This is a genomic window from Streptomyces sp. NPDC026575, assembly GCF_055567415.1.
In genome coordinates, this window is record NZ_JBVHQM010000001.1 from 238,488 (window position 1) to 263,690 (window position 25,203).

Consider the following 25,203-nt stretch of genomic DNA (forward strand, 5'->3'; position numbering starts at 1 on the left):
AAAGCGCACAGCTGGTCGAATGGTTCAGGGCCTGGGATAAACAGATGTCAGGGCCGATGTCCGGTGCAGAATCGCGGTCACCGCGGGGAGCGGGCGAAAGGGGGCGAGGAGTTGCCGTAGCCGGCTCACCGCGAGATCCGCCGCACCCGACCGCACATGGACGTACTGATCGAGAAAGGAACCCCAGGCGGCGCATGCCTCCTCCACATGGCCGAGACCGACCAGGATCTCGGCGTGCCCGGCATGGCTCAGCGCCAGCCCTCGGTGGTCGTCGCCCGAACGCCGCGCCAGGGAGCGGTGCATGGCCGCCTGCGCGGCCGGCAGATCTCCCAGATGCCGGAAGACCTCGGCGCTCTGGAACTCCAGCGCCGCGGGTGCGTAGGTGTGGAACGGGCCCGGCGCGCCCCCGCGCCGCGCGCCCGAGTCGGCCGCGCGCTCGGCCGTGCCCAGGGAGGTGAGCGCCGCATGGCGCAGACCGCTGGCAGCCTGGGCGACCGCGAGTTGGGACAGCAGGAACGCCCGGGTACCGCCGCCCGGCGCGACGGCGGTGGACGCGGCGGCCTCGGCGGCCCGCAGCGCCATCCGCCGGTGGCCCAGTGCGAGTCCCTGGGCGCTCAGCCCCCGCAGGACGACGGCCCAGGCGGTGGCGTCCCCGGACTCGGCGGCGAGTCGCAGGGCGGTGTGGAAGTGGCGTTGGGCGAGTCCGTGGACGGCCGCGTCCTGGTACATCCGCGCGAGCAGAAAGGTGAGCCGGGAGGTCTCCACCAGCAGGCCGCGGTGCGTGTCCTGGTCCGTCGTCTCCCGCAGCCGGGGAACGATGTCGTCCGCCAGGTAGGTGGCCAGGGTCGAGCGGGCCCGCCGGCCGCCGTACGCGTCGAAGGACGCCGCGTAGAAGCGCACCGCGAGCCGGACGACGGCGAGTTCGTCCTCGTGCTCCTCCCGCCGCACCCTTGCGCGCATCGTCAAGGACCGGGGTGCGGTCTGCGCGCCCGCGAGGTCCGATTCCCGGTACGGCTGGAGTCGCGCGGACACCCGGCGGGCGGGGTCGTTCTCCATGCTGCACAGATCGGTGAGCGCCGATTCGGCCGGTGAGACATGGTCGGGCAGCCGCCCGCCCGGCGGCCCGGAAGGGGCGCAGCCGAGTCCTGCCGCACTCGGGGAGACGGACCGGCCGAGACGCCGGGTCAGCGCTTCCGCTATCAGTTCGGGCACCGGCGGAGCCGGCCGCGTACCGCTCAGCCAATGGGAGACGGCCGTGCGGTCGTAGTTCAGGTCCAGGTCGATTTCCGCGGCGAGCGCGTTGACCGACCGGGCGAGCGCGGCCTGGGTCCAGCGGGCCTCCGCCAGCAGGGCCCGCAGGGTTTCGTTGCGGCGTCGTGTCTGCGGCACTTTTCGCTCCCGGGCGGAGAGTCGACCGGACGGCCAAGGGGGGTGGGCCGCTCGTTCCTGGCCAATTCCGCGGATGGGCCGCGAGTGAAGCAGGGGGAGGAACTGCGGGAATACTGCTGCCGAAAGGTTTCTGGAGGTGCCATATACCGCGCCTGGTGTTGCAGTTGTGCGTGAGGGTCCTGGTGCGGACCTCCGCAACGCATTCGGCGCAGAATTCACCGGCGCGCGAGCCGGCCAGTGTCCGGAAATCCGCCTTCCAGAACCTCGGGCCTAGCCGACGTCCGCCTCTTAACGGAACCATGAATCCGGTCGGATGGGAACGTCGGGCCTGCGGTGGGTCCGTGAACGTGTTGAAAGTCCCCGCGCCTCGTCGCGGTGCGTAAGGGCCGGCCCGTAGACTCGGAGAAGGACGACGGATCATGAAAGACGGATCATGAAGGGCCGGCGGCCGAATCGTCTGCTGGCCGCTCTGCTGGCCGAAGCCGACTGGTCCGCCGGCGATCTCGCCCGCGCCGTCAACCTCCTGGGCACGGCCCACGGCCTGACCCTGCGCTACGACCGGACCTCAGTGGCTCACTGGCTCAACGGATCGCGCCCCCGGTCCCCGGCCGACGAGCTGGTGGGGCAGGCGCTGAGCCGCCGGGTCGGCCGGCGGCTGACGCCCGCCGACACCGGGTTCGACGAGCCGGGTGCGGGCGGTGACACGGTGGCGGCCGTGCTGCGCAGCGACGATCCGGTGCGGCGGCTGGCCGCGCTGTGCCGGGCGGACGCCGACCCCACCCGCCGGGCGCCGCTGGCCCGCTCGGTCGTCTCCGCCCCGCCACCCGTGCTCCGCGGCTGGGACACGAGCCCGCCGCCGGTCGTGGGGACCAGCGACGGCGGGCGGCAGGCGACCTCGGCGGACGCGGCACGGCTGACGACCACGGCGTCCTACAGCGCGCTGATGGGGGAGAGATACGGCGGCGCCCACGGCCGGCCCGCACTGGCGCTGTACCTGGCCGACGACGTGGTGCCGCTGCTGACCGCACCCGCCGATCCGGCGGTCCGCTCCTGCCTGCTCACCGGCGCGGCCCATCTGACGCTGCTGCTCGCCGCCATGACGTCCGACGTCGGGCACACCGCCCTCGCGCTGCACTACTACAACGTCGCCCTCTCCCTCGCCCATGCGGCCGCGGACCGCGGCGCCTACGCGATCACCCTGCGCTGTCTGAGCGTGCAGGCGCACCGGCTGGGCGACCACCGCCAGGCCGTCGAGCTCGGCGAGGCGGCACTCGGCGTCGCCGGCACCGCCGTGCCCCACGCGACCCGCGCCTTCCTGCACGCCGGTCGGGCCGTCGTGCTCGCCGGCGCCGGCGGGCACCGCCCGGCGGCCAGGGATCTCGTGGCGGCGGAACGCCAGCTCACCCTGGCCACGGGCCCGGAGGGCCCCTTCACCAGCTATCCCGAGACCGCCCTGCGCTACCAGCGGGCCGAGGTGCTCGCGCGGCTGGGCGACCACAACGGCGCGGCGGCCGAACTGGCCCGCTCCCTGGCCGGCCGACCGGCCGACCACCACAAGGCCCGTACGCTGCTGCACGCCCAGCTCGCGCAGATCCTGCTGGGCACGCACGAGGTGGAGGCGGCCGTCGAGCACTGCTTCCACGCGCTGCGGCACTACCAGCAGCTCGCCACGGGGTCCGTGCACGGCACGCTCCCCCGTCTCGTCCAGCGGCTCGCCCCCTATCAGAGGCATCCCCGCGTCAGAGCCTTCCGCGAGCGTCTGCGCGCGATGCCGCGGTGACACCGCCGTGGGCCTCTCCCCCCCCATGGACACGGGCGCACGGTCGTCGGCTCCGCGGCCGCGCCGTCGCACGTCAGGTCAGAAACAGGCTCTGAGCGGGCAAGCATCAGCATCGCCACGTCAAAAGGGTCTGTCACAGCATCTATACGTGTGTTCGGGCGCCGACTTCTAACCTCGGCTCACCCGCCTCGCCACCGGCTTCACCCAAACGTACGCCCGGCCTCCGGGCCCCTGGTGATCCGCGCCGGAGGCGGGGTGCGACGATGGGCCTGTCATGGATGCGGGGCAGGTTCTCAGGGGGCTACGGGCCGCGGTGTTCGCCGCGGTGTGTGTGCTGCTCGCTGCGCTGGGACACGCGGTGATGTCGGATGCCGCGGTGCCCGCGTGGATGCTGCTCTCGGCCGGTGTGGGAACCGCGGCCGGCGCCTGGTGCTTCGCGGGCCGGGAACGCGGCCCGCTGCTGGTCGGGTTGCTGACCGTCGGCACCCAGGCGGCCCTGCACAGCGCCTTCTCGTTCGGCCAGGCGGTGGCCCGCTCCGGCGGGGGCGGCGAGCCGCTGTCGCTCGCGCGGCAGTGGGCGGACTCCTGGATGTGCGGCGCGCAGGGCATGCGGCTCTCCGACGGCGCCACCGCGCAGATGACGCAGCTGATGCAGCGGCAGATGGCCGCCGTGCATGGGACGCACGGCGCCTCCGGGATGCCGGGGATGTCCCCGGCGGAGCACGCCGGTCAGCTGCCGCACCTGGATCCGTCCGGTCAGACGGCCGGGATGCACGGCGGTGCCACCGGCATGCTGGCGGCCCACCTGCTGGTCGCGCTGCTCAGCGCGTGGTGGCTGTGGGGCGGTGAGCGGGCGGCGTTCCGGCTCGTGCGGAGCGTGTCGTCCTGGCTGTTCGCCCCGCTGGTACTCGTCCTGCGCGGGGTGCTGCCGAAGGCGCCGCCCGCCGTGCGCGCCGCCCGGCAGGAGCCGCGGCGCCCGGTGCAGAAGCTGCTGCTGGCCCATGCGATGTCGCTGCGGGGTCCGCCGTATGAGCCGGCTGTCGGCTGACAGCACGGTCGAATTCCCGAGCCGAGGGGCGGACGGGCGCTGAGCGCTGAGCGCGCGCCCGGGTCCCGGCTCCGATTTCACCGGTCGCCGCCCGTGCGCGGCGACCGGATCATGCGAAGGACTCCAGATGATGAATCCTGTCCGGATGCCGGTGGCGCCGCTGCCGGTGTCCGACGCCGGCACATCGGTCAGCGGGCGCGGACGCCCGCGCACCGCCCGCTCAGCCGGCCCGTCCGCCGTCCGTGTCCACCGCACCGGGTCGTACCGGCGCCGGATCCGCGGACACCGGGCGCAGACCGGCGAGCAGCGCGTCGACGGCCGCCGGGTCGTCCTCGGTGCGGTCCGCGGCGCGGTCGAGACGCGCCGTCAGGACCCGAGCCCGCGCTTCCCACTGCCGGCAGTCGCGGCAGTCGGCGAGGTGCGCGGCGAGCCCGGCGGGAGTGACGCCGGGTGGCGCCTCCTCCCCGTCGAGGCGGGCGGAGAGGGCCGTACGGATGCGCGAGCAGTGCATGGGTCCATCCTCCCCGAAGCGCCGCGGTGCGGTGAGGGGCGGTCGCGATATGCGCGATGACGAGGCGGTGACCGGGTGGGCGCTGGCCGCCCGGACCGGTGACGAGCGGGCCGTGGAGCAGTTCGTACGGGCCACCCAGCTCGATGTGCGGCGCTATGTGACGCATCTGAGCGGCGATCCGCAGGCGACCGACGACCTGGTGCAGGACACCTACGTACGGGCGTTGCGCAGCCTGCCGCGGTTCGAGGGCCGGTCCTCGGCACGTACCTGGCTGCTGACCATCGCCCGGCGGGTGGTGGCGGATCGGATCCGGTCCCATGCGGTCCGGCCGCGGCTGGCCGCGACCGACGACTGGCAGTCGGCGGCGGAGCGGGTGCAGCCGCGCGGGGTGCCGGGCTTCGACGAGGGCGTCGCGCTGTCCGAGCTGCTGGCGGCGCTGGCGCCGCGGCGGCGGGAGGCGTTCGTCCTCACCCAGCTGCTGGGGCTGCCGTACGCGGCGGCCGCCGGGGTGATGGGCACTCCCGTGGGGACCGTACGGTCCCGGGTGGCGCGCGCCCGGGAGACGCTGGTGGCGCTGCTGGCGGAGGCGGAGCGGCCGGAGGCGGCCGACCGGCCGCGCGCGCTCGCGGGCGCGGTGGCCTGACGGTCCGCGCCCGGTGCGGCGAAGGGGGCTCATGGACGGCGCTGCCGCTCGTCCATGAGCCCCCTGCTTTCCCTCCCGCGTCCTTCACCGGGCGTCACTCGCCGGGACGCACCGCCAGGGCCCGTACGGTCCGCGGCGGGCTGTCGCGGAAGTGGAGGGTGAAGGTGAGCCGGTCGCCGGGTACGAGCGCCGGCGGCGGGCTGACCATGATGTCCAGTTCCGTCGGCGTCATCCGCAGTGTGCCGCCGGCCGGGACGGTGGCGGCCCGGACCATCGCCATGCGCCGGGCGTTGTGGCCGATGTCGACGGTGCGGCTGAGCATCGTCCGGTGCCCGGTGGGTCCGGTGACGCCCGTCAGGACGTCGTCCGCGCCGCCGGTGTTGCGGACGGTGAAGAACGCGGCGGTGGCCTCGGAGCCGGTGGGGACCAGCACCCGGCCCTCGGCGACGCTCAGCCGCGCGGGGGTCCCGGCGTTGCCGGTCGCGGTCCACACCGTGAGCGTGCCGAGGGTCGCCAGGCAGGTGAGCAGCGGTACGGCGACGGCCGCTACGGGCAGTCGGTTCATGCGATCCCTCCAGGGGCTGGGGTGCGGGCGCGTTCGGGCCGACGGGCCGGCCTGCGTGCGCCGCCGCCCGGCTGCCAGGCGCGCAGCCGCAGGCTGTTGCCCACGACCAGCAGGGAGCTGGCGGACATCGCGGCGGCCGCCAGCATCGGGTTGAGCAGGCCGACGGCGGCGAGCGGCACGGTGAGGAGGTTGTAGCCGAAGGCCCAGACGAGGTTGGCGCGGATGGTCGCCAGGGTGCGGCGGGCGAGGCGTACCGCGTCGGCGATGGCCTGGAGGTCCTCGCGGACGAGGGTGACATCGGCGGCGCCGATCGCCGCGTCGGTGCCGCCGCCCATGGCGATGCCGAGGTCGGCGAGCGCCAGGGCCGCCGCGTCGTTGACGCCGTCGCCGACGACGGCGACCCGACCGCCCTGCTCCTTCAGCGCCGTGACGAGGGCGGCCTTGTCCTCGGGGCGGGCCTCGGCGTGGATCTCGGTGAGGGCGAGCCGGTCGGCCACCGCGCGGGCGGTGGCGGCGCGGTCGCCGGTGGCCAGGACGGGCCGCAGGCCCAGGCGCCGCAGATGGTCCACGGCGCGGTAGCAGTCGGGGCGCAGCGCGTCGCCGACGGCGAGGACGGCCTCCGGTGTGCCGTCGACGACGACCAGCACCGGGGTGTGGCCGGCGGTCTCGGCCGCCCGCACCGCGTCCGGGAGGGGCTTCGGCAGTCCGGTGAGATCGCCGGGGCGGACGACCTCCACCCGGCGCCCGTCGGCCGTGCCGGACACGCCGTACCCGGGTGTGGCGCTGAAGTCGCCTACCGCGGGGAGGGGTTGCTCGCCCTGCTGCCGGCCGGCGCGGGCGTGGGCGGTGATCGCGCGGCCCAGCGGGTGCTCGGAGCCCTGCTCCACGGCGGCGGCCAGGCGCAGCGCGGTGGCGGCGCCGAGGCCGTCGTCGCGGGCGGTGAGGTCGGTGACGCTCATCCGCCCGGTGGTCAGGGTGCCGGTCTTGTCGAGGACCACGGTGTCGATCCGGCGCAGCCGCTCCAGCGCCTGCGGGCCGCGGACCAGGATCCCGAGCTGGGCGCCGCGGCCGGTGGCGGCCAGCAGCGCGGTCGGGGTGGCCAGCCCCAGGGCGCACGGGCAGGCCACGACGAGGACGGCGACCGCGGCGGTGATCGCGGCCTGCGGATCGGCTCCGGCGCCGAGCCAGAAGCCCAGGACGCTGACCGACACGGTCAGTACGGCGGGGACGAAGACGGCCGCCACCGCGTCGGCGAGCCGCTGGATGTGGGTCTTGCCGGTCTGGGCGTCCTCGACGAGCCGGGTGATCCGGGCGAGTTGGGTGTCGGCGCCGACCGCGTCGGCCCGTACCTCCAGCAGGCCGCCCGAGTTGACCGCGCCGCCGACGACGGCCGAGCCCGCGCCGACCTCGACCGGGCGGCTCTCCCCGGTGATCAGGGACAGGTCCAGGGCGGAGTTGCCCTCGACGACGGTGCCGTCGGTGGCGACCCGCTCGCCGGGGCGCACCAGGAAGCGGTCACCGGAGCGCAGCCGGTCCACCGGAACGCTGCGCCACTGCCCGTCCCCCTCCTGCGCGGGGCGCCCCGGCTCGCCGCCGGGCGCCCGTACGGTGACGTCCTTGACGGCGAGTTCGGCCAGCGCGCGCAGTGCGGAGCCGGTGCCGCGCCGGGCCCTGGCCTCCATCCGGCGCCCGGCCAGCACGAACAGCGGTACGCCGACGGCGGCTTCCAGATAGAGGTGCGCGCTGCCGTCGCCCGCCGTGGGCAGCAGGCTGAACGGCATCGTCATACCGGGCGCGCCGGCTCCCCCGAGGAACAGCGCATAGCCGGACCAGGCGAAGGACGCGACGACGCCGAGGGAGACCAGGGTGTCCATCGTCGCCGCCCCGTGCCGCAGGCCGCGCAGCGCCCGTGCGTGGAAGGGCGCGGCGCCCCATACGGCGACGGGTGCGGCGAGCACGAAGCACAGCCACTGCCAGTTGCGGAACTGCCAGCCGGGCACCATCGACAGGGCCAGCACGGGCAGCGAGAGCAGAGCGGTCAGCAGCAGCCGGCGGCGCTCGGCGCGGGTGGCGTGGTCGTCGTCCGCGTCGTCGGGGCGCCCGGCGGACGGCGGCCGGTCCTCGTCGCCCGGCTCCGGGGCGACCGGCTCGGGCAGCCGCGCGGTGAATCCGGCCGCCTCGACGGTGCTGATCAGTTCGCCGACGGGGAGGGCCGCGGGGTGGCTGACCGTGGCCCGTCCGGTGGCCAGGTTCACCGAGGCGGCGACGCCGTCCAGCCGGCCGAGCTTCTTCTCGACCCGCCCCACGCAAGCGGCGCAGGTCATCCCGCCGATGGTGAGGGTGGTGGTGCGGTCGGGCAGTTGGCCGCCGCTCCCCGTGCCGGGCGGTGTCCGGTCGCCGGCCGACCGGGGCGCGGGCCGCACCGGCCGCCCCGTCATCGGGGGGCTCCCACCGGCACCGGGCGGGGTGCCCCGGCGCCCATGCCGTGCATCCCGCCCATGTCCCCGTCGTCGGCGGGCGCGGTGCCGGGCGGGCGGGTGCCGCCGGCCGGGTGCAGGCCCGGTGCCACCGGGCCGGCGAGGGCACCGGCGGCGTACGACAGTGCGAAGAGCACCGCCAGCAGGGCGATGAATCCGATGACCGGCCGTGCGGGCAGCAGCCGCCCCACGGCCGAAGGGAGTGCGGGCCGACTGCGGTCGGCCGGAGAGGTGGACATCGCGTCATGGTGGCAGCCGCGAGCGGTGCGGAGCGGCCGTTCGGGGGCCCGTCGGTGCGTGAGGTTCGTCCCGTTCGCCGGCCGGAACCCGGGGGTGTCGCGGACCGACTACCTGGGTTTGGCCGGCGCGCCGCTTCACCGCCCGTAGGTCGCCCTCCGTCCGTCATCCGCCGAATTCCTCGCGGATCGCGGGAACTCGGCGCACCCCGCGCCCGACCTCTCCCACGCCGTGCCGTGCGGGTGCGGTTGTCGCAAACCAGCGCCGTTGAGGAGGACGCCATGTCCACGTTGCCCGATCCCGTCCCGCTGTACGGAGCGGAGTACACCCGGGATCCCTATCCCCTGTACGCCGAGCTGCGGGCGCGCGGTCCGGTCCACCGGGTGCGCTTCCCCAGCGGGGTGTGCGCCTGGCTCGTCACCGGGTACGAGGCCGCGCACCAGGCGCTGACCGACGCCCGGCTGGGCAAGCACCACTCGCGCGGCAACGCGGCCTGGCGGGCCCGCGCCTCGATCATGCCCGAGCCCCAGCACTCCCAGTTGCAGGTGCATCTGCTCCATCAGGACCCGCCCCGGCACACCGCGCTGCGCCGACTGATCACCGACGCCTTCGCCCCGCAGCGGGTGGCGGCGCTCGAACCCCGCTTCCGGGCGATGGCCGAGGCGCTGCTCGACCGGCTTCCGGAGCGCGGCGCGGCCGATCTCGTCGAGGTCTTCGCCGCGCACTTCCCCTTCCAGGTGCTCGCCCATGTCATCGGCCTGCCCGAGGAGTTCTCCGACCGCTTCGACCGGGACTGGGGGAAGGTGGTCCAGCCCGTGGGGCCCGAGGATCCGGGCCGTCCCGCCTACGAGGCGCGGCTGCGCGGACTGCAGCAGTACATCGCCGATCTGGTCGTCCACAAGCGCCGTGAGCCCGGCGAGGACCTGCTCTCCCGGCTGGTGGCCGCCCGCGACGCCGGCGGGATCGGCCAGGAGGAGCTGGACTCGATGATCTTCCAGCTGCTGGTCGCGGGCCAGGAGCCGGTCACCCACCAGATCAGCACGGCCCTGGTGGCCCTGCTGCGGCACCCCGAGCGCCTGGCCGAGCTGGCCGGCCGCCCGGAGCTGCTGCCCCGCGCCGTCGAGGAACTCCTGCGGTACGACAGCGCCTTCGAGCTGACGACCTGGCGGTTCTTCGCCGAGGACGCCGAGCTGCACGGAACCCGGATCCCGGCGGGCGACTCGGTGATCGTGTCGTTGTGCGCGGCCAACCGCGACCCCGAGCGGTTCGCCGACGCGGACACCCTCGACTTCGACCGCTCCCCCAACCCGCACCTCGCCTTCGGCCACGGCATCCACTTCTGCCCCGGTGCCGCACTCGCCCGGCTCGAACTCCAGATCGCCCTGGGCGCGCTGCTGCGGCGGCTGCCGGACCTCCGCCTGGCCGTCGCGGACGGCGAACTGCGGTGGATACCCGCGGTGCTGGCGCGCGGGGTCGAGCGGCTGCCGGTCGCCTACGGCGCGGCCGGCGGCTGTCCGGTGTCCGGCGGGGCGGTCTCCGCGTGCTGACCAGCCCCACCCGACCGCACACCGGCGCGCCCGCCGACCAGCAGGCCGTCTGCGCGGCGGTGCTCGCCACGCTGCTGCCGTACCGGCGCACGCTGGACGCCACCCACGGCGACTCCCCCGACGGCTTCCCCGCCCAGCTGCGGCAGCTCGCCGCTCCGGTGGCGGCGGGCGAGCCGATCCTGTTCACCCTGCCCGGCTTCCCCTGCAAGTCGCCCAACCCCGCCAAGGTCCTGGGGCCCCTCCCCGACGAGGGCGAACGGCTGGCGCTGCGCTTCCTGGACGCGCTGTGCGCGCGCATCGAGGCCGTGTATCCGCCCGGTGCGCGGGTGGCCATCTGCTCGGACGGGCATGTCTTCAGCGATCTCATCGGGGTGCCGGACCGCGACATCGACGCCTACAGCGACGCGCTGCGCGCCCTGATCCGCGCCGAGGGCCTGACCCGGCTGGACGTCTTCGACCTGCGGCAGGTGTACGGCGACGGGCCGACGCACGGCGACAAGCGCCGGCTGGTCGAGGAGCAGCACGCCCCGTCCCTGGCGGAACTGCGGTCGCTGACCCGCGGCGACGAGCCGGCCCGACGGCTGTACCAGGGCATCACCCGCTTCCTGTTCGAGGACACCGCCCACTTCCCCGGTACCCGTTCGGCGCTCCAGCGCGACTGCCGCCGGCGGGCGTACGGCGTGATGCGGCGCAGCCGTGCCTGGGGCGAGCTGGTCGCCGTACACCACCCGGAGGCCGTCCGGCTCTCGATCCATCCGCAGCCTCGGGGCTCGGCCAAGTTCGGGATCCGATTGCTCGAATCGCCCGATGTGTGGCTGACGCCGTGGCACTCCTGCGTGCTCGAACACGCCGACGGCCGCCGGGAGTTGATGCACCGGGCGGAGGCCGAGCGGCTCGGCCGGCCGGTGCTGCGCGAGGGGCGGCCGAGCCACTTCGTGGCGGGGTGAGGATGCGGGGCCCCAGAACCCCGCACCCTCGTCGAGCCCGCCCGGCGCCCCTCATCCGTCGCCGGCGGGCAGCGGCTCGCGGTGGTCGAAGGCGATCAACGGGTCGCCGGTGAGCGGGTGTTCGGCCACCGCGGCGCGCACCCCGAACACCTCGGCCAGCAGCTCCGGCGTCAGCACCTCGCGGGGCGTGCCGGAGGCCACCACCCGCCCGCCGTGCAGCACATGCAGCCGGTCGCACAGCGACGCCGCGGCGTTCAGATCGTGCAGCGAGATCAGCGTCGTACGGCGCTGTGCGCGCAGCAGCGCGAGCAGTTCGACCTGGTGCCGGACGTCGAGGTGGTTGGTGGGCTCGTCCAGCACCAGTACGTCCGGGTCCTGGGCGAACGCCCGTGCCAGCAGGGCGCGTTGGCGCTCCCCGCCGGACAGTGCGGAGAACCGGCGGGCGCCCTGCCCGGCCAGGCCCACGGCGGCCAGGGCGGCCGCCACGGTCTCCCGGTCGGTGTGGTCCTCGCCCGCGAACGCCCGCTTGTAGGGCGTCCGGCCCATCGCCACCACCTCGCGCACGGTCAGCTCGAAGTCGCTGCCGCGCTCCTGCGGCAGCGCGGCGATATGCCGCGCGGTCCGCCCGGCCGACAGCGCGCCGAGGTCGGTCCCGGCCAGCAGTACCCGTCCCGCGGTGGGCCGCAGATGGCGGTAGACGGTCCGCAGCACGGTGGACTTGCCGCTGCCGTTGGGCCCGACCAGCCCGGCGATCTCCCCGGCCGCGGCCATCAGACGGACCCCGGCGACCACATCGCGGCCCGCGTAGCCGACGTGCAGATCCTCGATCTCGACGTTCACCGGCCCACCGCCATCCGCCGGTCCAGGATGAACAGCAGCGCGGGCGCGCCGATCATCGCCGTCACCACGCCCACCGGCAGCTCCTGGGTGTCCATGGCCGTACGGCACACGATGTCCACGACCACCAGCAGCAGGGCCCCGGTGAGCGCGGACAGCGGCAGCAGCCGGCGGTGGTCGCCGCCGACGACCATCCGGCACAGATGCGGCACCATCAGCCCCACGAAGGCGATCGCCCCGGAGACCGCGACCAGGACGCCGGTCAGCAGGCTGGTCACCACGAACAGTTCCCGGCGCAGCCGGGTGACGTCCACGCCCACCCCGGCCGCGGTCTCGTCGCCCATGACGAGCGCGTTCATCGGGCGGGCCCGCGCCTGGAGCGCCAGCAGCCCGGCGGCGACCGCGGCCGCCGGCGGCCACAGCACGCTCCAGGTCGCCCCGCTCAGGCTCCCCATCAGCCAGAACAGCACGCTGCGGGTCTGCTGCTCATCGCCGGCCTGCAGCACCAGATAGCTGGTGAACCCGGACAGGAACTGCCCGATCCCCACCCCGGCCAGCACCAGCCGCAGCGGTGAGAACCCGCCACCGCGCCGCGCCATCCACCACACCAGCGCGAAGGCGCCCAGCGCACCGGCGAACGCGGCCGCCGACAGCCCCAGTCCCAGCACCCCGCCGGCGCTCGCCCCCAGCACGATCGCGGCGACCGCGCCGAGCGAGGCGCCGTTGGAGATGCCCAGCAGATACGGGTCCGCCAGCGGATTGCGCACCAGCGCCTGGGTCGCCGTCCCCACCAGGCCCAGTCCGGCGCCCACCAGCGCCGCCAACAGGGCGCGGGGGACGCGCAGTTGCCACACGATCAGGTCGTCGGTGCCCGGCCGGGGCGACCCGCCGCCCAGCCGGCGCAGCACCACCGACCACACGTGTGCCGGCGCGATGTCGGTGGCGCCGAGCGAGACCGCGGCCGTCAGCGCCGCCGCCAGCGCCAGGCCCAGCGTCAGGGCGAGCAGCCCGGCGCGCGGGGTGCGCCGCCCGGACGGGCCGGGCGACTGCCGCTGTCCGGGCGGGCCGTCGAGCACGGGTGCCACTACCGCTCCGCCGTGAACCGTGCCGGGTGGACGGTGTGCGCGATCTCCTCGACGGTGTCGGCATTGCCGACGCCGGCGATCGTCGTACGCTCCGAGCCGATCCGCAGCAGACGCCCGTTGCGCACGGCCGCGAGCCCCTTGGTGGCGGGGAAGCTCTTCAAGAACGCCTCGGCCTGGTCGAACGCCTTCTTCGTGGCCGCCGCATCGCCGCGGTTGCGGACCCCGAGCTGGATGAAGTCCGGGTTCTTGGCGACCACGTCCTCCCAGGAGACCGGCTTGAAGTCCCCGTCACAGCCCTCGAAGACATTGCGCGCCCCGGCCTGGCCGATCACCGCGTTGGCGACCTGGTTGCGGCAGACGGCCATCGGCTGCTTGGTGCCGGCGTCGAAGTCGAAGAAGAAGTACGTCGGCCGCTTGCCGGGCGGGAGGTCGCCCACGGCCTTGTGCACCTCGGCGAGCTTCGCCCGCATGCCGCGCACGAGTTCGTCCGCCTTCCGGGACGTGCCGGTCACCGCGCCCAGCCGCTTGATGTCGCCCTCCACCCCGGACAGATCCCGCTGCGGCTTCCCGGACATCGGGGCGCAGGCGGTGGAGGCGAGGTAGATGTGCTTGATGCCCGCCGCCCGGAACTCCTCGGCGCTCGGGGCGTCGCCCGCGCCGCCCATGTTGTTCATCGAGGCGAAGGCGTCGACATAGAGGTCGGCGCCCGACCCGAGCAGCTTCTCCTTGGGGATGATGTGCTTGCCCAGCACCGGCACCTTCCGGGCCTGCGCCCCGAGTTCGCCGGGCAGGGCGCCCTTGCCGGGCGGGAAGCCGGTCCCGACGACCCGGTCGCCCGCGCCGAGCCGCAGCAGTATCTCCAGCGCTGCGGCGTTACTGGTGACGATCTTGCGCGGGGCGGACGAGAAGGTGGTCGTCGCGCCCTTGCAGTCGGCGACCCGCACCGGAAAACCCGGGCCGCCGCGTCCGGTTGCCTCCCCGCCGGTGTCCGCGCCCTCGCCGCCGCACGCGGTGGCGACCAGCGCGACGACCACCGCCAGACCGCACAGCTTCCCACGACGCATGGTGTTTCTCTCCTACCCGTCACCAGCCGGTTCCCCCGGCCGTCCACCCGGCCGCGGATGCCGGCCGGCGGGCCGCGGACACGACCCGGCACAGGTAGTCGGCGGGGGCACGGGGACGGTTCCCGGACGCCGCTCCTTCCTCCCCGGCGATCCGTCCGAAGCGCCCTAGGCTGTCCGGCGAGTCCGGCACCGGCCGGGAACGAGGAAGGCGTACGACGTGAGCGACAACGGGCAGGAGCTGGCCGCCGGGCAGCTCCGGCACTGGCAGAGCACCTACACCGCCCACCCCGGCATGTACGGCGAGCAGCCCTCCGCGCCCGCCGTCCACGCCGCCGCGGTGTTCCGCGCGGCCGGTGCGCGCGATGTGCTGGAGCTGGGGGCCGGGCAGGGCCGCGACGCCCTGTTCTTCGCCCGCGAGGGCTTCACCGTCCAGGCCACCGACTTCAGCGCGCACGGACTGGAGCAGCTCCGGGCCGCCGCCCGCGCACAGCACGTCGACGAGCGGGTGACCACCGCGGTGCACGACGTACGCGAGCCGCTGCCGCTGCCCGACGCCACCGTGGACGCGGTCTTCGCGCACATGCTGCTGTGCATGGCGCTGTCCACCGAGGAGATCCACGGGCTGGTCGACGAGGTCCGCCGGGTGCTGCGGCCCGGCGGCGTCTTCGTCTACACCGTCCGCCACACCGGCGACGCCCACTACGGCACCGGCACCGCCCACGGCGACGACGTCTACGAGCACGGCGGCTTCGCCGTGCACTTCTTCGGCCGCGACCTCGTCGACGCCCTCGCCGAGGACTGGACCCTGGAAGAGGTCCACGCCTTCGACGAGGGCGATCTGCCCCGCCGCCTGTGGCGGGTCACCCAGGCCCGGCCCCGGTGACCGGCGCCCCGCGTCGGGCGCGCGGCCTTGCCCGCGGGGCCCGCCGAGGGCTCACTTCCGCAGCGGCTGGGTGAAGCGCAGGAGGTTGCCGGCGGGGTCGCGGAAGGCGCAGTCGCGGACGCCGTAGGGCTGGTCCATCGGCTCCTGGAGCACCTCGCCGCCCGCGGCGCTGATCCGCTCGAAGGTGGCGTCGCAGTCCTTGGTCGCGAAGATGACGCCGCGCAGCAGGCCCTTGGCCATCAGCTCCGCCATGGCCTGCTTGTCGGCCGGTGAGGCGTTCGGGTCGGCGAGCGGCGGTTCCAGGACGATGTTCACGTCCGGCTGCGCGGGCGCCCCGACGGTCACCCAGCGCATCCCCTCGAACCCGACGTCATTGCGTACCTCAAGGCCGAGCACATCCCGGTAGAAGGGGATCGCCTTGTCATGGTCGTCGACGGCGATGAAGCACTGGGAAAGGGTGATGTCCATGCCGCTCACGCTACGGCCCGGCCGCGGGAGGCGCTTCTCCGTTCCTGACCGGTCTCGTGTGGATCTTGGCGATACAGGCCGGGATGGCCGCGCTGTGATCATGGCTCCGGGCGCGGTAGGCGCTCGGGCTCTCCCCGACCAGCTGGGTGAAGCGGGAGCTGAAGGACCCCAGCGACGTACAGCCGACCGCGAAGCAGACCTCGGTCACCGTGAGGTCGCCGCGCCGCAGCAGCGCCTTGGCCCGCTCGATGCGGCGGGTCATCAGGTAGCTGTAGGGCGTCTCGCCGAAGGCGGCGCGGAAGCTGCGGGAGAAGTGGCCCGCCGACATCAGGGCGCCGCGCGCCAGCGCCGGGACGTCGAGCGGCTCGGCGTAGTCGCGGTCCATCCGGTCGCGGGCCCGCCGCAGCCGGACGAGGTCGTCGAGGTCCTGCCGTTTCATCCGCCGATTTTCCCACAGGGCCGGCCGGACCGATCAGGAATCGAGAAGCGTCGATCACGTATGCCGAATTAGCCTGACCGTCATGGCCGTGCGCGCGCGTGGCCGGGTCACAACGGCTCCACCGACCGCCCACGACAGAGAGAGACGATGACCATGGCCAAGAGGACGGACACCCGGTCGTCCGCGCCGCATATCGCCGACAGCCACGAGATGATCCGCGTGCACGGTGCCCGCGAGAACAACCTCAAGGACGTCAGCATCGAGATCCCCAAGCGGCGGCTGACGGTGTTCACCGGTGTCTCCGGCTCGGGCAAGAGCTCGCTGGTGTTCGACACGATCGCCGCGGAGTCGCAGCGGCTGATCAACGAGACCTACAGCGCCTTCGTGCAGGGCTTCATGCCGACCACGGCGCGGCCCGAGGTGGACGTCCTCGACGGGCTGACCACCGCCATCTCCGTCGACCAGCAGCGGATGGGCGGCGACCCCCGCTCGACGGTCGGCACCGCCACCGACGCCAACGCGATGCTGCGCATCCTCTTCAGCCGGCTCGGCAAGCCCCACATCGGCCCGCCCAGCGCGTACTCCTTCAACACCGCCTCGGTCCGGGCGAGCGGTGCGATCACCGTCGAGCGCGGCGCCAAGAAGGCGGTGAAGGCGACCTATGAGCGCACCGGCGGGATGTGCACGGGCTGCGAGGGCCGGGGCTCGGTCACCGACATCGACCTGGCGCAGCTGTACGACGACGCCAAGTCGCTCAACGAGGGCGCGTTCACGATCCCCGGCTACACCGGGGGCGGCTGGAACTCCCGGCTCTACATCGAGTCGGGCTTCTTCGACCCGGACAAGCCGATTCGCAGGTTCACCGAGAAGGAGCTGCACGACCTCCTGCACCGCGAGCCGACCAGGATGAAGATCGCGGGCATCAACATGACCTACGAGGGGCTGGTCCCCCGGGTCCAGAAGTCGATGCTGTCCAAGGACAGGGAGGCGATGCAGCCGCACATCCGGGAGTTCGTCGACCGCGCGGTCACCTTCACCACCTGCCCCGACTGCGACGGCACCCGGCTGAGCGAGGGGGCCCGGTCGTCGAAGATCAAGCGCATCAGCATCGCGGACGCCTGCGCGATGGAGATCAGGGACCTGGCCGAATGGGTCCGGGGCCTCAAGGAGCCCTCGGTGGCGCCGCTGCTCACCGCGCTCCGGCAGACCCTCGACTCGTTCGTGGAGATCGGGCTCGGCTATCTCGCGCTCGACCGGCCCGCGGGCACGCTGTCGGGCGGCGAGGCGCAGCGCGTCAAGATGATCCGGCACCTCGGCTCCTCGCTCACCGACGTCACCTACGTCTTCGACGAACCCACGTCGGGCCTGCACCCGCATGACATCCAGCGGATGAACGCCTTGCTGCTGCGGCTGCGGGACAAGGGCAACACGGTGCTCGTCGTGGAGCACAAGCCCGAGGTGATCGCGATCGCCGACCACATCGTCGACCTCGGCCCCGGCGCCGGCGCTGCGGGCGGCACCGTCTGCTTCGAGGGCACCGTCGAGGGGCTGCGGGCCGGCGGCACGGTCACCGGCCGCCACTTCGACGACCGGGCCGCCCTCAAGGAGTCGGTGCGCAAGCCCACCGGCTCCCTGCGGATCCACGGCGCGACGGCGAACAACCTGCGCGATGTGGACGTCGACATCCCGCTCGGGGTGCTCACCGTCGTCACCGGCGTCGCGGGCTCCGGCAAGAGCTCGCTGCTGCACGGGTCGATCCCGGCCGACCGCGGTGTGGTGTCGGTCGACCAGGCCCCGATCCGCGGTTCGCGGCGCAGCAACCCGGCGACGTACACCGGGCTCCTCGACCCGATCCGCAAGGCGTTCGCGAAGGCCAACGGCGTGAAGCCGGCGCTGTTCAGCGCCAACTCCGAGGGCGCCTGCCCCACGTGCAACGGCGCGGGCGTGGTCTACACCGACCTGGCGATGATGGCCGGCGTCGCCAGCCCCTGCGAGGACTGCGAGGGCAAGCGGTTCCAGGCGTCGGTGCTCGACCACCACCTCGGCGGCCGCGACATCAGCGAGGTGCTGGCAATGTCGGTGACCGAGGCCGAGGAGTTCTTCGGCGACGGCGCGGCGCACACACCGGCCGCCCACCGGATCCTGCGGCGGCTGGCCGATGTCGGGCTCGGCTACCTCACCATCGGCCAGCCGCTGACCACGCTGTCCGGCGGCGAGCGGCAGCGGCTCAAGCTGGCCACCCACATGGCCGAGAAGGGCGGTGTCTACGTCCTCGACGAGCCGACCGCCGGGCTGCACCTCGCCGATGTCGAGCAGCTGCTCGGGCTGCTCGACGGGCTCGTCGACGCCGGCAAGTCGGTCATCGTCATCGAGCACCACCAGGCGGTCATGGCGCACGCCGACTGGATCATCGACCTCGGCCCCGGCGCCGGCCACGACGGCGGCACGGTCGTCTTCGAGGGCACCCCGGCCGACCTCGTCGCCGCCCGCTCCACCCTCACCGGCGAGCACCTCGCGGCCTACGTCGGCGCCTGACCGGGGCCCGTGCGGCGCCCGTGGGAGGGGTTCCGCCATCCGGTACACAGGCGGCGGTCACCGGTCACGACCCGGTGGCCGCCGCCGGGCTCACACCTCGTCCGGTCGGCTGCCCTGGGGGCCGTAGAGGTCGAGCAGCCGGGTGCGGGTGCCGTGCAGCCGGTCGGCGACCGTCTCGGCGACATAGCGGTACATCTCCCGGCCCAGGATCGGATCGGACTCGCACAGGGCGCGGACCACGCTCGCGTCGAACTCCACCGCCTCCACCGGGCCGGCGGTCTCCGCTCCCAGATGCCACAGGTAGGGCGGGAACAGCCAGGACCAGCCGAGCAGGTCATCGCGGCCGAGGGTCTCGACCACCATGGCCCGGCGTCCGGGGACGTGCTGGTCGAGCACGACCTGTCCGCTGCGGATGATCCAGAACCGGTCCGCCCGGTGCCCCTCCTCGAACACCCGGGTGGCGCGCGGCAGCGACACCTCCCGTGCGACGTCGGTCAGCCGCCGGCGCCGGTCCGGTGGCAGCGCCTCGAACAGGCTGCGCGCTGTGGCCATCTCATCCTCCGTCCGCTGCACTGCACGATATGCGGTGTTCTGCGGGGAATCGGGGAACGGCTCGGCCGGGCGGGGCCGTACGCCCCTCCGGGACGCCGCCGGGGCGCGCATCAGGCCAGCTGGCGCCGCACCAGATCGTGCAGCCGGCCGCCGGTGTCGGCGAGCAGCTGGTCCGGTGCGCCCTGTTCGACGATCCGGCCGTCCTCCATCACGAGCACGCGGTCCGCGTCCATGACCGTGGTCAGCCGGTGGGCGATCACCAGCCGGCTGGCGCTGAGCTTGCGGGTGCTGTCGATGACGATGCGCTGGGTCTCGTTGTCCAGGGCGCTGGTGGCCTCGTCGAAGAAGAGGATCCGGGGGCGGCGGACCAGCGCCTGCGCGATCATCAGGCGCTGGCGCTGACCGCCGGAGATCGCGCCACCGCCGGAGATCATGGTGTGCAGGCCCATCGGCATCCGCTTGATGTCCTCGGCCAGGCCCGCCATCTCGGCGGCCGCCCATGCCTCCTCCTGGGTGAAGGGCTCCGCACCGCAGATGCAGTCCAGGATGGAGCCGGTCAGCGGCTGGGCGTTCTGCAGGACGACCCCGCACTGGCGGCGGACCGCGGCCTGGTCCAGGGCGGCGAGGTCCTGCCCGTCGTACAGGACGCTGCCCGAGGAGGGCGCCTCGAAGCCGATCAGGAGCCGCAGCAGGGTCGACTTGCCGCATCCGCTGGGCCCCACCACCGCGACGAACTCTCCGGGCCGGACCTGGAGCGAGACGTCGTCGAGGACGAGCGGGCCGTCGTCGGTGTAGCGGAAGGAGAGCTTCTTGGCCTCGATGCCGCCGGAGAGCGTGCCGGGCTGGGCGCTGGCGCCACGGACCTCGGGCGCCTCGTCCAGCACCGGCTTGATCTGCTCGAACATCGGCAGCGCGGCGGCGGCCGCGACGAAGGCGCCGGTGATCTGGGTGACGGAGGTCAGCAGCATGGTCACCGCGGTGTTGAAGGTGAGGAACGACGCGGCGGACATGGTGCCGCGGGCCGGTCCGGCCAGCAGCATGAACAGGGTCAGCGAGCACAGCGGCAGATAGACCGCGTTCAGGACCGTGGTCAGGTTCTTGATCCGGCCGGCCTTCTGCTGGAGCTCCCGGGAGCGGGCGAACTCCCGGGCCCAGGCCGCGTACGCGAAGCTCTCGGCCGCCGCGACCCGCAGCTTGGGCAGCCCGCGCAGGGTCTGGAACGCCTGGTTGTTGAGCTTGTTGCCGAGCTTGACCAGCCGCCGCTGCCAGCGCAGCTCCCACAGGCCCATGGCGAGGAAGACGGCCGCGATGACCAGGAGCATCCCGATCGCGGCGAGCGCCAGCGGCACGCTGTAGACCAGCAGCAGGACCAGGTTCATCGCGCCGACCGTCGTGGACTGCACCGCCACCGGTCCGACACCGGACAGCACCCGCCGGACGGCGCTGATGCCCATCGCGGCACTGGCCAGCTCGCCGGTGGAGCGCTCGGCGAAGAACTTCGTCGGCAGCCGCAGCAGCCGGTCCCAGACCGCCGGCTGCAGCGCGCTCTCGATCCGGCCCTCCAGCCGCAGCACGGTGAGGTTCTGCAGCAGCATGAAGGCGGCCGAGACGACGCCGGTGACGATGACCGCCAGGGAGACCTGCACGATCAGGCTGCGCTCCGCGGCGGGGACGTACACCCCGAGCACCTGGCCGGTCGCGAGGGGGACGAGCGCGCCGAGGCCGACCGTCACCAGTCCGCTGAGGGCGAGGTTGCGGACGTCCATACGGGTCCCGCGCAGGCTGAAGAGCATCAGCCGCCACATCGTCAGCGGCCGCTCCGGCAGCGGGCGGTAGAACATCACGGCGCGCGGCTCGAACTCCCCGGCGTTGTCCTTGCCGATGCGCAGCCGCAGTCCGGAGGCCGGGTTGACGGCCTCGTAGCGGCCGCGGCGCCACAGCAGCGCCACCGGGGCGCCGGACTTGGCGCGCTGCCCCACAAGTGGGCCGGTGTCCGTCCGCCACCAGCTGCCGGCGAGCTTGACCGCCCGGGTGCGGATCCGGGAGGCGACCGCGATCCGCTCGACCGGGGAGATCCGGTCGTTGACCTGGCCGCCCTTCGGGGGCTCGGTCAGCGTGATGCCGGCCGCCTCGGCGACCGTCCGGCACACCGCGAAGGTGGCGTCGTCGCCGGCCCGGCCCGGTCCGTCGGCGCCCCGCCCGGAGCGCTCCGGCCGGCCGATGGAGGCCAGCAGCGCCTGGTCGGCCCGCTCGCGGACGGCCTCACCGGCTTTGATACCGGCCGCGGTGCGGTCCTCGTGGGCGCGCTCCAGCTGCTCGATCCAGCGGTCGACGGCGGACAGCAACCGGTACTGCTGGTTGACCATCTGCTGCCACAGCTCGGGGTCCACCAGCAGATCACCGGCCGCCTCCGCGCTGTAGGAGGCGCCGTACTGCACGCTGCCGGGCGGCACCGGCATCCACAGGACGTCGTCGTCGGCCACCGCGTCGTCACCGGGCCGGCCGTCGAGCGGTGCCTCGAAGAGCACGCCCGAACTGCGGGCCGTGCCCAGTGCGAAGGCGTGCTCCAGCGGAGAGGGCGCCTCGTGGCCGTACCCTCCCTGCGCGCCGTACTGCGCGAAGGCCCCGGTGTCCTGGTACTCGCCATACGCCGCGTGGTCGTACCGGGGCAGTTCGCGCAGCGGGATCCGGCGCAGCGAGCAGTCCTGCGAGGGCCGGCCGAGCAGGGTGTGCTGGGGGCCCGCGACGGGGCCGAGCAGCAGGGTGCCGGCTTCGAGCCGGCCGAGGAAGTGCCAGTGCCCGGCCGCGGCGGCGTCGACCGCGAAGAGGTCCAGCGCACCGCCGGTGACCAGCCACAGCACCTGCGGCCCTTCGAGCGGGACGCTGCGCAGGCCGGTGCAGTCGACGGGCGCGCCGAGGCCGCCCAGCGCCTGGGTCACCGCGTCGGTCGCGCCCGGTTCCGCGGCCGGGGACGAGGAGACGGGCGGGGGCATGGCTGACACGTCAGTGCTCCTTGACCAGCTCGGCGTACGCGCCCCCGGCGGCGACCAGGTCCTCGTGCCGGCCTCGTTCGACGACCACGCCGTGGTCGAGGACCACGATCTCGTCGCTGTCGCGGACGGTGCTCAGCCGGTGGGCGATGACGACGCAGGCGCAGCCGCGGCGTCGCAGGTTGTCCATGATGATCTGCTCGGTCCGGGCGTCCAGGGCGCTGGTGACCTCGTCGAGGACCAGGATGCTGGGGCGCCGGACCAGGGCGCGGGCGATCTCCAGCCGCTGCCGCTGCCCGCCGGAGAAGTTGCGGCCGTCCTGTTCGACGCGGCTGTGGATGCCGTCGGGGCGCCGGGCGATGACGTCGTCGTAGAGGGCGGCGTCCTTCAAGGCGGCGATGACCGCGTCGTCGGGGATGGAGGGGTCCCACAGCGCCACGTTGTCGCGGACGGTGCCCTCGAAGAGGAAGACGTCCTGGTCGACGAAGGAGACGGAGGCGGCCAGCGCGCTGCGGGAGAGGTCCTCCAGGCGCTGTCCGTCGATGCGGATGGTGCCTTCCCAGGGGCTGTAGAGGCCGGAGATCAGCCGGGAGACGGTGGACTTGCCGCTGCCGGAGCCGCCGACGAGGGCGACCTGCCGGCCGGGGCCCACCGCGAGGGAGAAGCCGGTGAGCAGCGGTTTGTCCAGCGGGCTGTAGCCGAAGGTGATGTCCGAGAGCTCCACGTGGCCGGTGAGCCGGCGGGTGCCGCCCGCCGTGCCCGGGCGCGAGTAGAGGGTGTCGGCGGGGAAGGACTCGACGTCCTTGAGGCGGGCCACGTCGGCGGCGAAGTCCTGGATCCGGCCGGCCACGCCGTTGAGCCGGGTGAGGGGCGCGGTGAAGCGGGTGACCAGCGCCTGGAAGGCGACCAGCAGGCCGATGGAGATATGGCCCTCGACGGCCCGCATGCCGCCGATCCACAGGATCAGCGCGCTGTTGAGGGTGGCGAGGGTGGGGGCGACGACGGCCAGCCAGGCGCTCGGCACCCCGAGCCGCTGCTGCACCTCCAGCGTGGCGGCGTGCTGGCCGGCCCAGCGGCGGAAGTAACCGTTCTCCCCGCCGGTGGCCTTCATCGTCTCGATGAGCTGCAGGCCGGTGTAGGAGGTGTTGGTGAGCCGGGCGGTGTCGGCGCGCAGCTTCTGGGTGTGGGTGGCGCGCAGCCGGACGACGATCCGCATCGCGACGACGTTGAGCAGCGCGATCCCGATGCCGATGACGGTCAGCTGGGGGTCGTAGCTCCACAGCAGGACCGCGTAGAGGACGACGACGATGCCGTCCACGCCGGCGGCGGCGAGGTCACGGGCCAGGGTCTCGGCGACCGCGTCGTTGGACTGCAGCCGCTGGACCAGGTCGGCGGGGCTGCGCTGGGCGAAGAAGGTGACCGGCAGCCTGAGCAGATGGCGCAGGAAGCGGGCGCTGGTGAGGGCTCCGGAGATGATCCGGCCGCGCAGCAGGTTCGCCTGCTGCAGCCCGGTCAGTACGGCGGTCAGCGCCACCATCGCCGCCATCGACGCGAACAGCGGCCCCAGCAGCGAGGTCTGGTTGCCGATCAGGAACATGTCGATGTACGTACGGCTCAGCGCGGGCACCGCGGCGCCGACCGCGACCAGCAGCAGGCTGGCGAGCAGCGCGGCCAGCAGGGTGCCGGTGGTACCGCGCAACCGGGCGGGCACGGCGCTCAGGACGCCGGGTCTGCGGCCGCCCTTGCGGAAGGACTCGGACGGCTCGAAGACCAGGGCGACGCCGGTGAAGCTGGTGTCGAAGTCCTCCGTCGCCACGAAGCGGCGGCCCTTGTCGGGGTCGTTGATGTGGACGCCGCGGCGGCCGAGGCGGCGGCCCATGCCGTCGTAGACGACGTAGTGGTTGAACTCCCAGAAGAGGATGGCCGGTGCCGTGACCTCGGCGAGCGCGGCCGGTTCCATCTGCATGCCCTTGGCCGTCAGGCCGTAGGAGCGGGCCGCCTTGAGCAGGTTGCTGGCGCGGGAGCCGTCGCGGGAGACGCCGCAGGCGATCCGCAGCTCTTCGAGCGGGACGTGCTTTCCGTAGTGGGCGAGGACCATGGCCAGCGAGGCGGCCCCGCACTCCACGGCCTCCATCTGCAGCACGGTGGGCGTGCGGACGGACCCGGGCTTCTTGGTCTTCGGTGCGGGCGGCGCGGCGCGCCGGGTACGGCGGGCGCCGGGCGCGGGCTCGGGGCGGTGCCGGCCGCGGCCGGGCGGCGGGAGTTGCTGCTGCGGGGCGGGCGCGGAGTCGTGGAGTGCGGTCATGGCAGCAGCCAATCGATCGGGTGCTGCGCGGTCAGGTGGACCGCTCCGGTGGCCAGCGTCATGGAGTCGACGGCGTAGGGCGGGCCGTCGGAGGTCGACCAGGCGTAGCCGGACTTGTTCTGCGGGGCGGCGTCGAGCTGCACCAGGACCGCGACGGGCGGGCCGGATTTCGAGAACTGCTCGCCGAGCTGGCTGCTGCCCAGGTAGGCGCCGATCCGCTGGCGGGTCTGGGCCATCCGGCCGACGGCCTTGACCCGGCCGCGCAGTACGCCGTACCGCTGGTTGGGCACGGACTGGACGGTGAGGTCCACCGGGGCGCCGACGGGGACGGTGGCGCCGCTCTCGGCCGGTACGTACAGCGTCGCCGTCAGGGGGTCGCCGGTGTGCGCGACGCGTTCCACGGAGGCCACGTCCGCGCCGGTGGTGACGACCGAGCCGATCGCGGCGACCATCGTGGTCAGCCGTCCGGCGGCGAGGGAGCGTACGACGGTGGTGCCCTGTGCGGTACGGACCTTCAGGACGGGGCTGCCGGCGGCCACTTGCCGGCCTTCCTCGGCGAACACGGCGGTGACCTGGCCCGCGACGGGGCTCTGCAGGATGTAGCTGCCCTGGCCGTGGGTGAGGATTCCGGGGGCGTTGAGGGTGGCGGAGACGGTTCCGGTCACCGCCCAGACGGCCGCGGCGATCACGACGAGGACCGTGACGATGAGCACGAGCCAGCCCTGGGGCCGGGCGAAGCGCACCGGCAGATCGATCTCCTCGGGCGACTGCAGCTTGGAAAGGGCCTGTTGGCGGAACTGCACGACACTCTTCCCTCAACTGCGGTGTGCTGTCAGACGGATGGCGGCCGGGTGCCCCGGGAGCCCGGACGAACCGGGCGGGTCCGGGGCACACGGCCCGG

General features: G+C 73.8%; 21 protein-coding genes. 7 read left to right on the forward strand and 14 right to left on the reverse strand.

Translation table 11 applies throughout. The features are described from left to right. Positions 1–24: 24 nt before the first annotated feature. Positions 25–1,389: a tetratricopeptide repeat protein gene (locus tag ACZ4NB_RS01120; RefSeq protein ID WP_467657476.1), complete on the reverse strand. Its 1,365-nt coding sequence runs from the start codon at positions 1,387–1,389 to the stop codon at positions 25–27. A gap of 433 nt (positions 1,390–1,822) precedes the next feature. Between ACZ4NB_RS01120 and ACZ4NB_RS01125 the strand changes: the two genes are divergently transcribed. Both ACZ4NB_RS01125 and ACZ4NB_RS01130 read left to right on the forward strand, forming a co-directional pair. Continuing rightward, a complete protein-coding gene (locus tag ACZ4NB_RS01125) occupies positions 1,823–3,169 on the forward strand; it encodes a hypothetical protein (protein WP_467657478.1) in 1,347 nt (448 codons plus the stop codon). Between the two features lie 274 nt (positions 3,170–3,443). Then, positions 3,444–4,217: a PE-PGRS family protein gene (locus ACZ4NB_RS01130; RefSeq protein WP_467657479.1), complete on the forward strand. Its 774-nt coding sequence runs from the start codon at positions 3,444–3,446 to the stop codon at positions 4,215–4,217. A gap of 220 nt (positions 4,218–4,437) precedes the next feature. On the opposite strand, the gene ACZ4NB_RS01135 is transcribed toward ACZ4NB_RS01130, so the two are convergent. Then, entirely contained in the window at positions 4,438–4,728 is a 291-nt protein-coding gene (locus ACZ4NB_RS01135) for a zf-HC2 domain-containing protein (RefSeq protein ID WP_467657480.1), read from the reverse strand. 49 nt (positions 4,729–4,777) lie between these two features. Between ACZ4NB_RS01135 and ACZ4NB_RS01140 the strand changes: the two genes are divergently transcribed. Beyond that, positions 4,778–5,371 (forward strand): sigma-70 family RNA polymerase sigma factor, encoded by a 594-nt coding sequence (locus tag ACZ4NB_RS01140; protein ID WP_467657482.1) that lies wholly within the window; start codon positions 4,778–4,780, stop codon positions 5,369–5,371. Positions 5,372–5,465: 94 nt separating this feature from the next. Here ACZ4NB_RS01140 and ACZ4NB_RS01145 read toward each other — a convergent pair whose 3' ends face one another. From ACZ4NB_RS01145 to ACZ4NB_RS01155, 3 genes are all read right to left on the reverse strand, one after another. Beyond that, the gene (locus ACZ4NB_RS01145) at positions 5,466–5,936 is read right to left on the reverse strand and encodes a copper chaperone PCu(A)C (RefSeq protein WP_467657483.1); all 471 of its coding nucleotides are present in this window, start codon (positions 5,934–5,936) and stop codon (positions 5,466–5,468) included. Beyond that, complete coding sequence (locus tag ACZ4NB_RS01150) at positions 5,933–8,260, reverse strand: heavy metal translocating P-type ATPase (protein WP_467657746.1); 2,328 nt, start codon at positions 8,258–8,260, stop codon at positions 5,933–5,935. Before ACZ4NB_RS01150 ends, ACZ4NB_RS01145 begins: the two co-directional genes overlap by 4 nt. Positions 8,261–8,370: 110 nt before the next feature. Then, positions 8,371–8,652 carry a hypothetical protein gene (locus tag ACZ4NB_RS01155; protein WP_467657484.1) on the reverse strand — a complete coding sequence of 94 codons (282 nt, stop codon included), beginning with the start codon at positions 8,650–8,652 and terminating at the stop codon, positions 8,371–8,373. A 279-nt stretch (positions 8,653–8,931) separates the two neighbouring features. Between ACZ4NB_RS01155 and ACZ4NB_RS01160 the strand changes: the two genes are divergently transcribed. Continuing rightward, a complete protein-coding gene (locus ACZ4NB_RS01160) occupies positions 8,932–10,197 on the forward strand; it encodes a cytochrome P450 family protein (protein WP_467657485.1) in 1,266 nt (421 codons plus the stop codon). Then, positions 10,191–11,144, forward strand: coding sequence for an L-tyrosine/L-tryptophan isonitrile synthase family protein (locus ACZ4NB_RS01165; protein WP_467657486.1), 954 nt, complete (start codon positions 10,191–10,193; stop codon positions 11,142–11,144). Before ACZ4NB_RS01160 ends, ACZ4NB_RS01165 begins: the two co-directional genes overlap by 7 nt. A 51-nt stretch (positions 11,145–11,195) precedes the next feature. Here the strand turns inward: ACZ4NB_RS01165 and ACZ4NB_RS01170 are convergent, their stop codons facing one another. Genes ACZ4NB_RS01170 through ACZ4NB_RS01180 form a run of 3 tightly spaced genes read right to left on the reverse strand, consistent with a single transcriptional unit; the run spans position 11,196 to position 14,130 of the window. Further along, a complete protein-coding gene (locus tag ACZ4NB_RS01170; protein WP_467657487.1) occupies positions 11,196–11,984 on the reverse strand; it encodes an ABC transporter ATP-binding protein in 789 nt (262 codons plus the stop codon). Continuing rightward, on the reverse strand, positions 11,981–13,057 hold the full coding sequence (locus tag ACZ4NB_RS01175) for a FecCD family ABC transporter permease (RefSeq protein WP_467657747.1): 1,077 nt from the start codon (positions 13,055–13,057) through the stop codon (positions 11,981–11,983). The genes ACZ4NB_RS01170 and ACZ4NB_RS01175 overlap by 4 nt, the downstream gene beginning before the upstream one ends. Positions 13,058–13,065: 8 nt before the next feature. Next, positions 13,066–14,130 carry an ABC transporter substrate-binding protein gene (locus tag ACZ4NB_RS01180; RefSeq protein ID WP_467657488.1) on the reverse strand — a complete coding sequence of 355 codons (1,065 nt, stop codon included), beginning with the start codon at positions 14,128–14,130 and terminating at the stop codon, positions 13,066–13,068. Between the two features lie 217 nt (positions 14,131–14,347). On the opposite strand from ACZ4NB_RS01180, the gene ACZ4NB_RS01185 reads away from it, so the two are divergent. Then, on the forward strand, positions 14,348–15,013 hold the full coding sequence (locus tag ACZ4NB_RS01185; RefSeq protein WP_467657490.1) for a class I SAM-dependent methyltransferase: 666 nt from the start codon (positions 14,348–14,350) through the stop codon (positions 15,011–15,013). A gap of 51 nt (positions 15,014–15,064) precedes the next feature. Here the strand turns inward: ACZ4NB_RS01185 and ACZ4NB_RS01190 are convergent, their stop codons facing one another. Continuing rightward, positions 15,065–15,481, reverse strand: a complete 417-nt coding sequence (locus ACZ4NB_RS01190) for a VOC family protein (protein ID WP_467657491.1) — start codon at positions 15,479–15,481, stop codon at positions 15,065–15,067. A gap of 10 nt (positions 15,482–15,491) precedes the next feature. After that, entirely contained in the window at positions 15,492–15,920 is a 429-nt protein-coding gene (locus tag ACZ4NB_RS01195) for a helix-turn-helix transcriptional regulator (protein WP_467657492.1), read from the reverse strand. A 147-nt stretch (positions 15,921–16,067) separates the two neighbouring features. Here ACZ4NB_RS01195 and ACZ4NB_RS01200 point away from each other — a divergent pair, with 147 nt between their 5' ends. Beyond that, entirely contained in the window at positions 16,068–18,455 is a 2,388-nt protein-coding gene (locus ACZ4NB_RS01200; RefSeq protein ID WP_467657494.1) for an ATP-binding cassette domain-containing protein, read from the forward strand. Between the two features lie 90 nt (positions 18,456–18,545). Here ACZ4NB_RS01200 and ACZ4NB_RS01205 read toward each other — a convergent pair whose 3' ends face one another. The 4 genes from ACZ4NB_RS01205 to ACZ4NB_RS01220 form a co-directional block, all read right to left on the reverse strand. After that, positions 18,546–19,007, reverse strand: coding sequence for a cyclic nucleotide-binding domain-containing protein (locus ACZ4NB_RS01205; protein WP_467657495.1), 462 nt, complete (start codon positions 19,005–19,007; stop codon positions 18,546–18,548). Between the two features lie 110 nt (positions 19,008–19,117). Next, positions 19,118–22,000, reverse strand: coding sequence for an NHLP bacteriocin export ABC transporter permease/ATPase subunit (locus ACZ4NB_RS01210; protein WP_467657748.1), 2,883 nt, complete (start codon positions 21,998–22,000; stop codon positions 19,118–19,120). 10 nt (positions 22,001–22,010) lie between these two features. Next, a complete protein-coding gene (locus tag ACZ4NB_RS01215; protein ID WP_467657497.1) occupies positions 22,011–24,302 on the reverse strand; it encodes an NHLP family bacteriocin export ABC transporter peptidase/permease/ATPase subunit in 2,292 nt (763 codons plus the stop codon). Next, positions 24,299–25,105, reverse strand: coding sequence for a hypothetical protein (locus tag ACZ4NB_RS01220; protein ID WP_467657498.1), 807 nt, complete (start codon positions 25,103–25,105; stop codon positions 24,299–24,301). The genes ACZ4NB_RS01215 and ACZ4NB_RS01220 overlap by 4 nt, the downstream gene beginning before the upstream one ends. Positions 25,106–25,203: the final 98 nt, after the last annotated feature.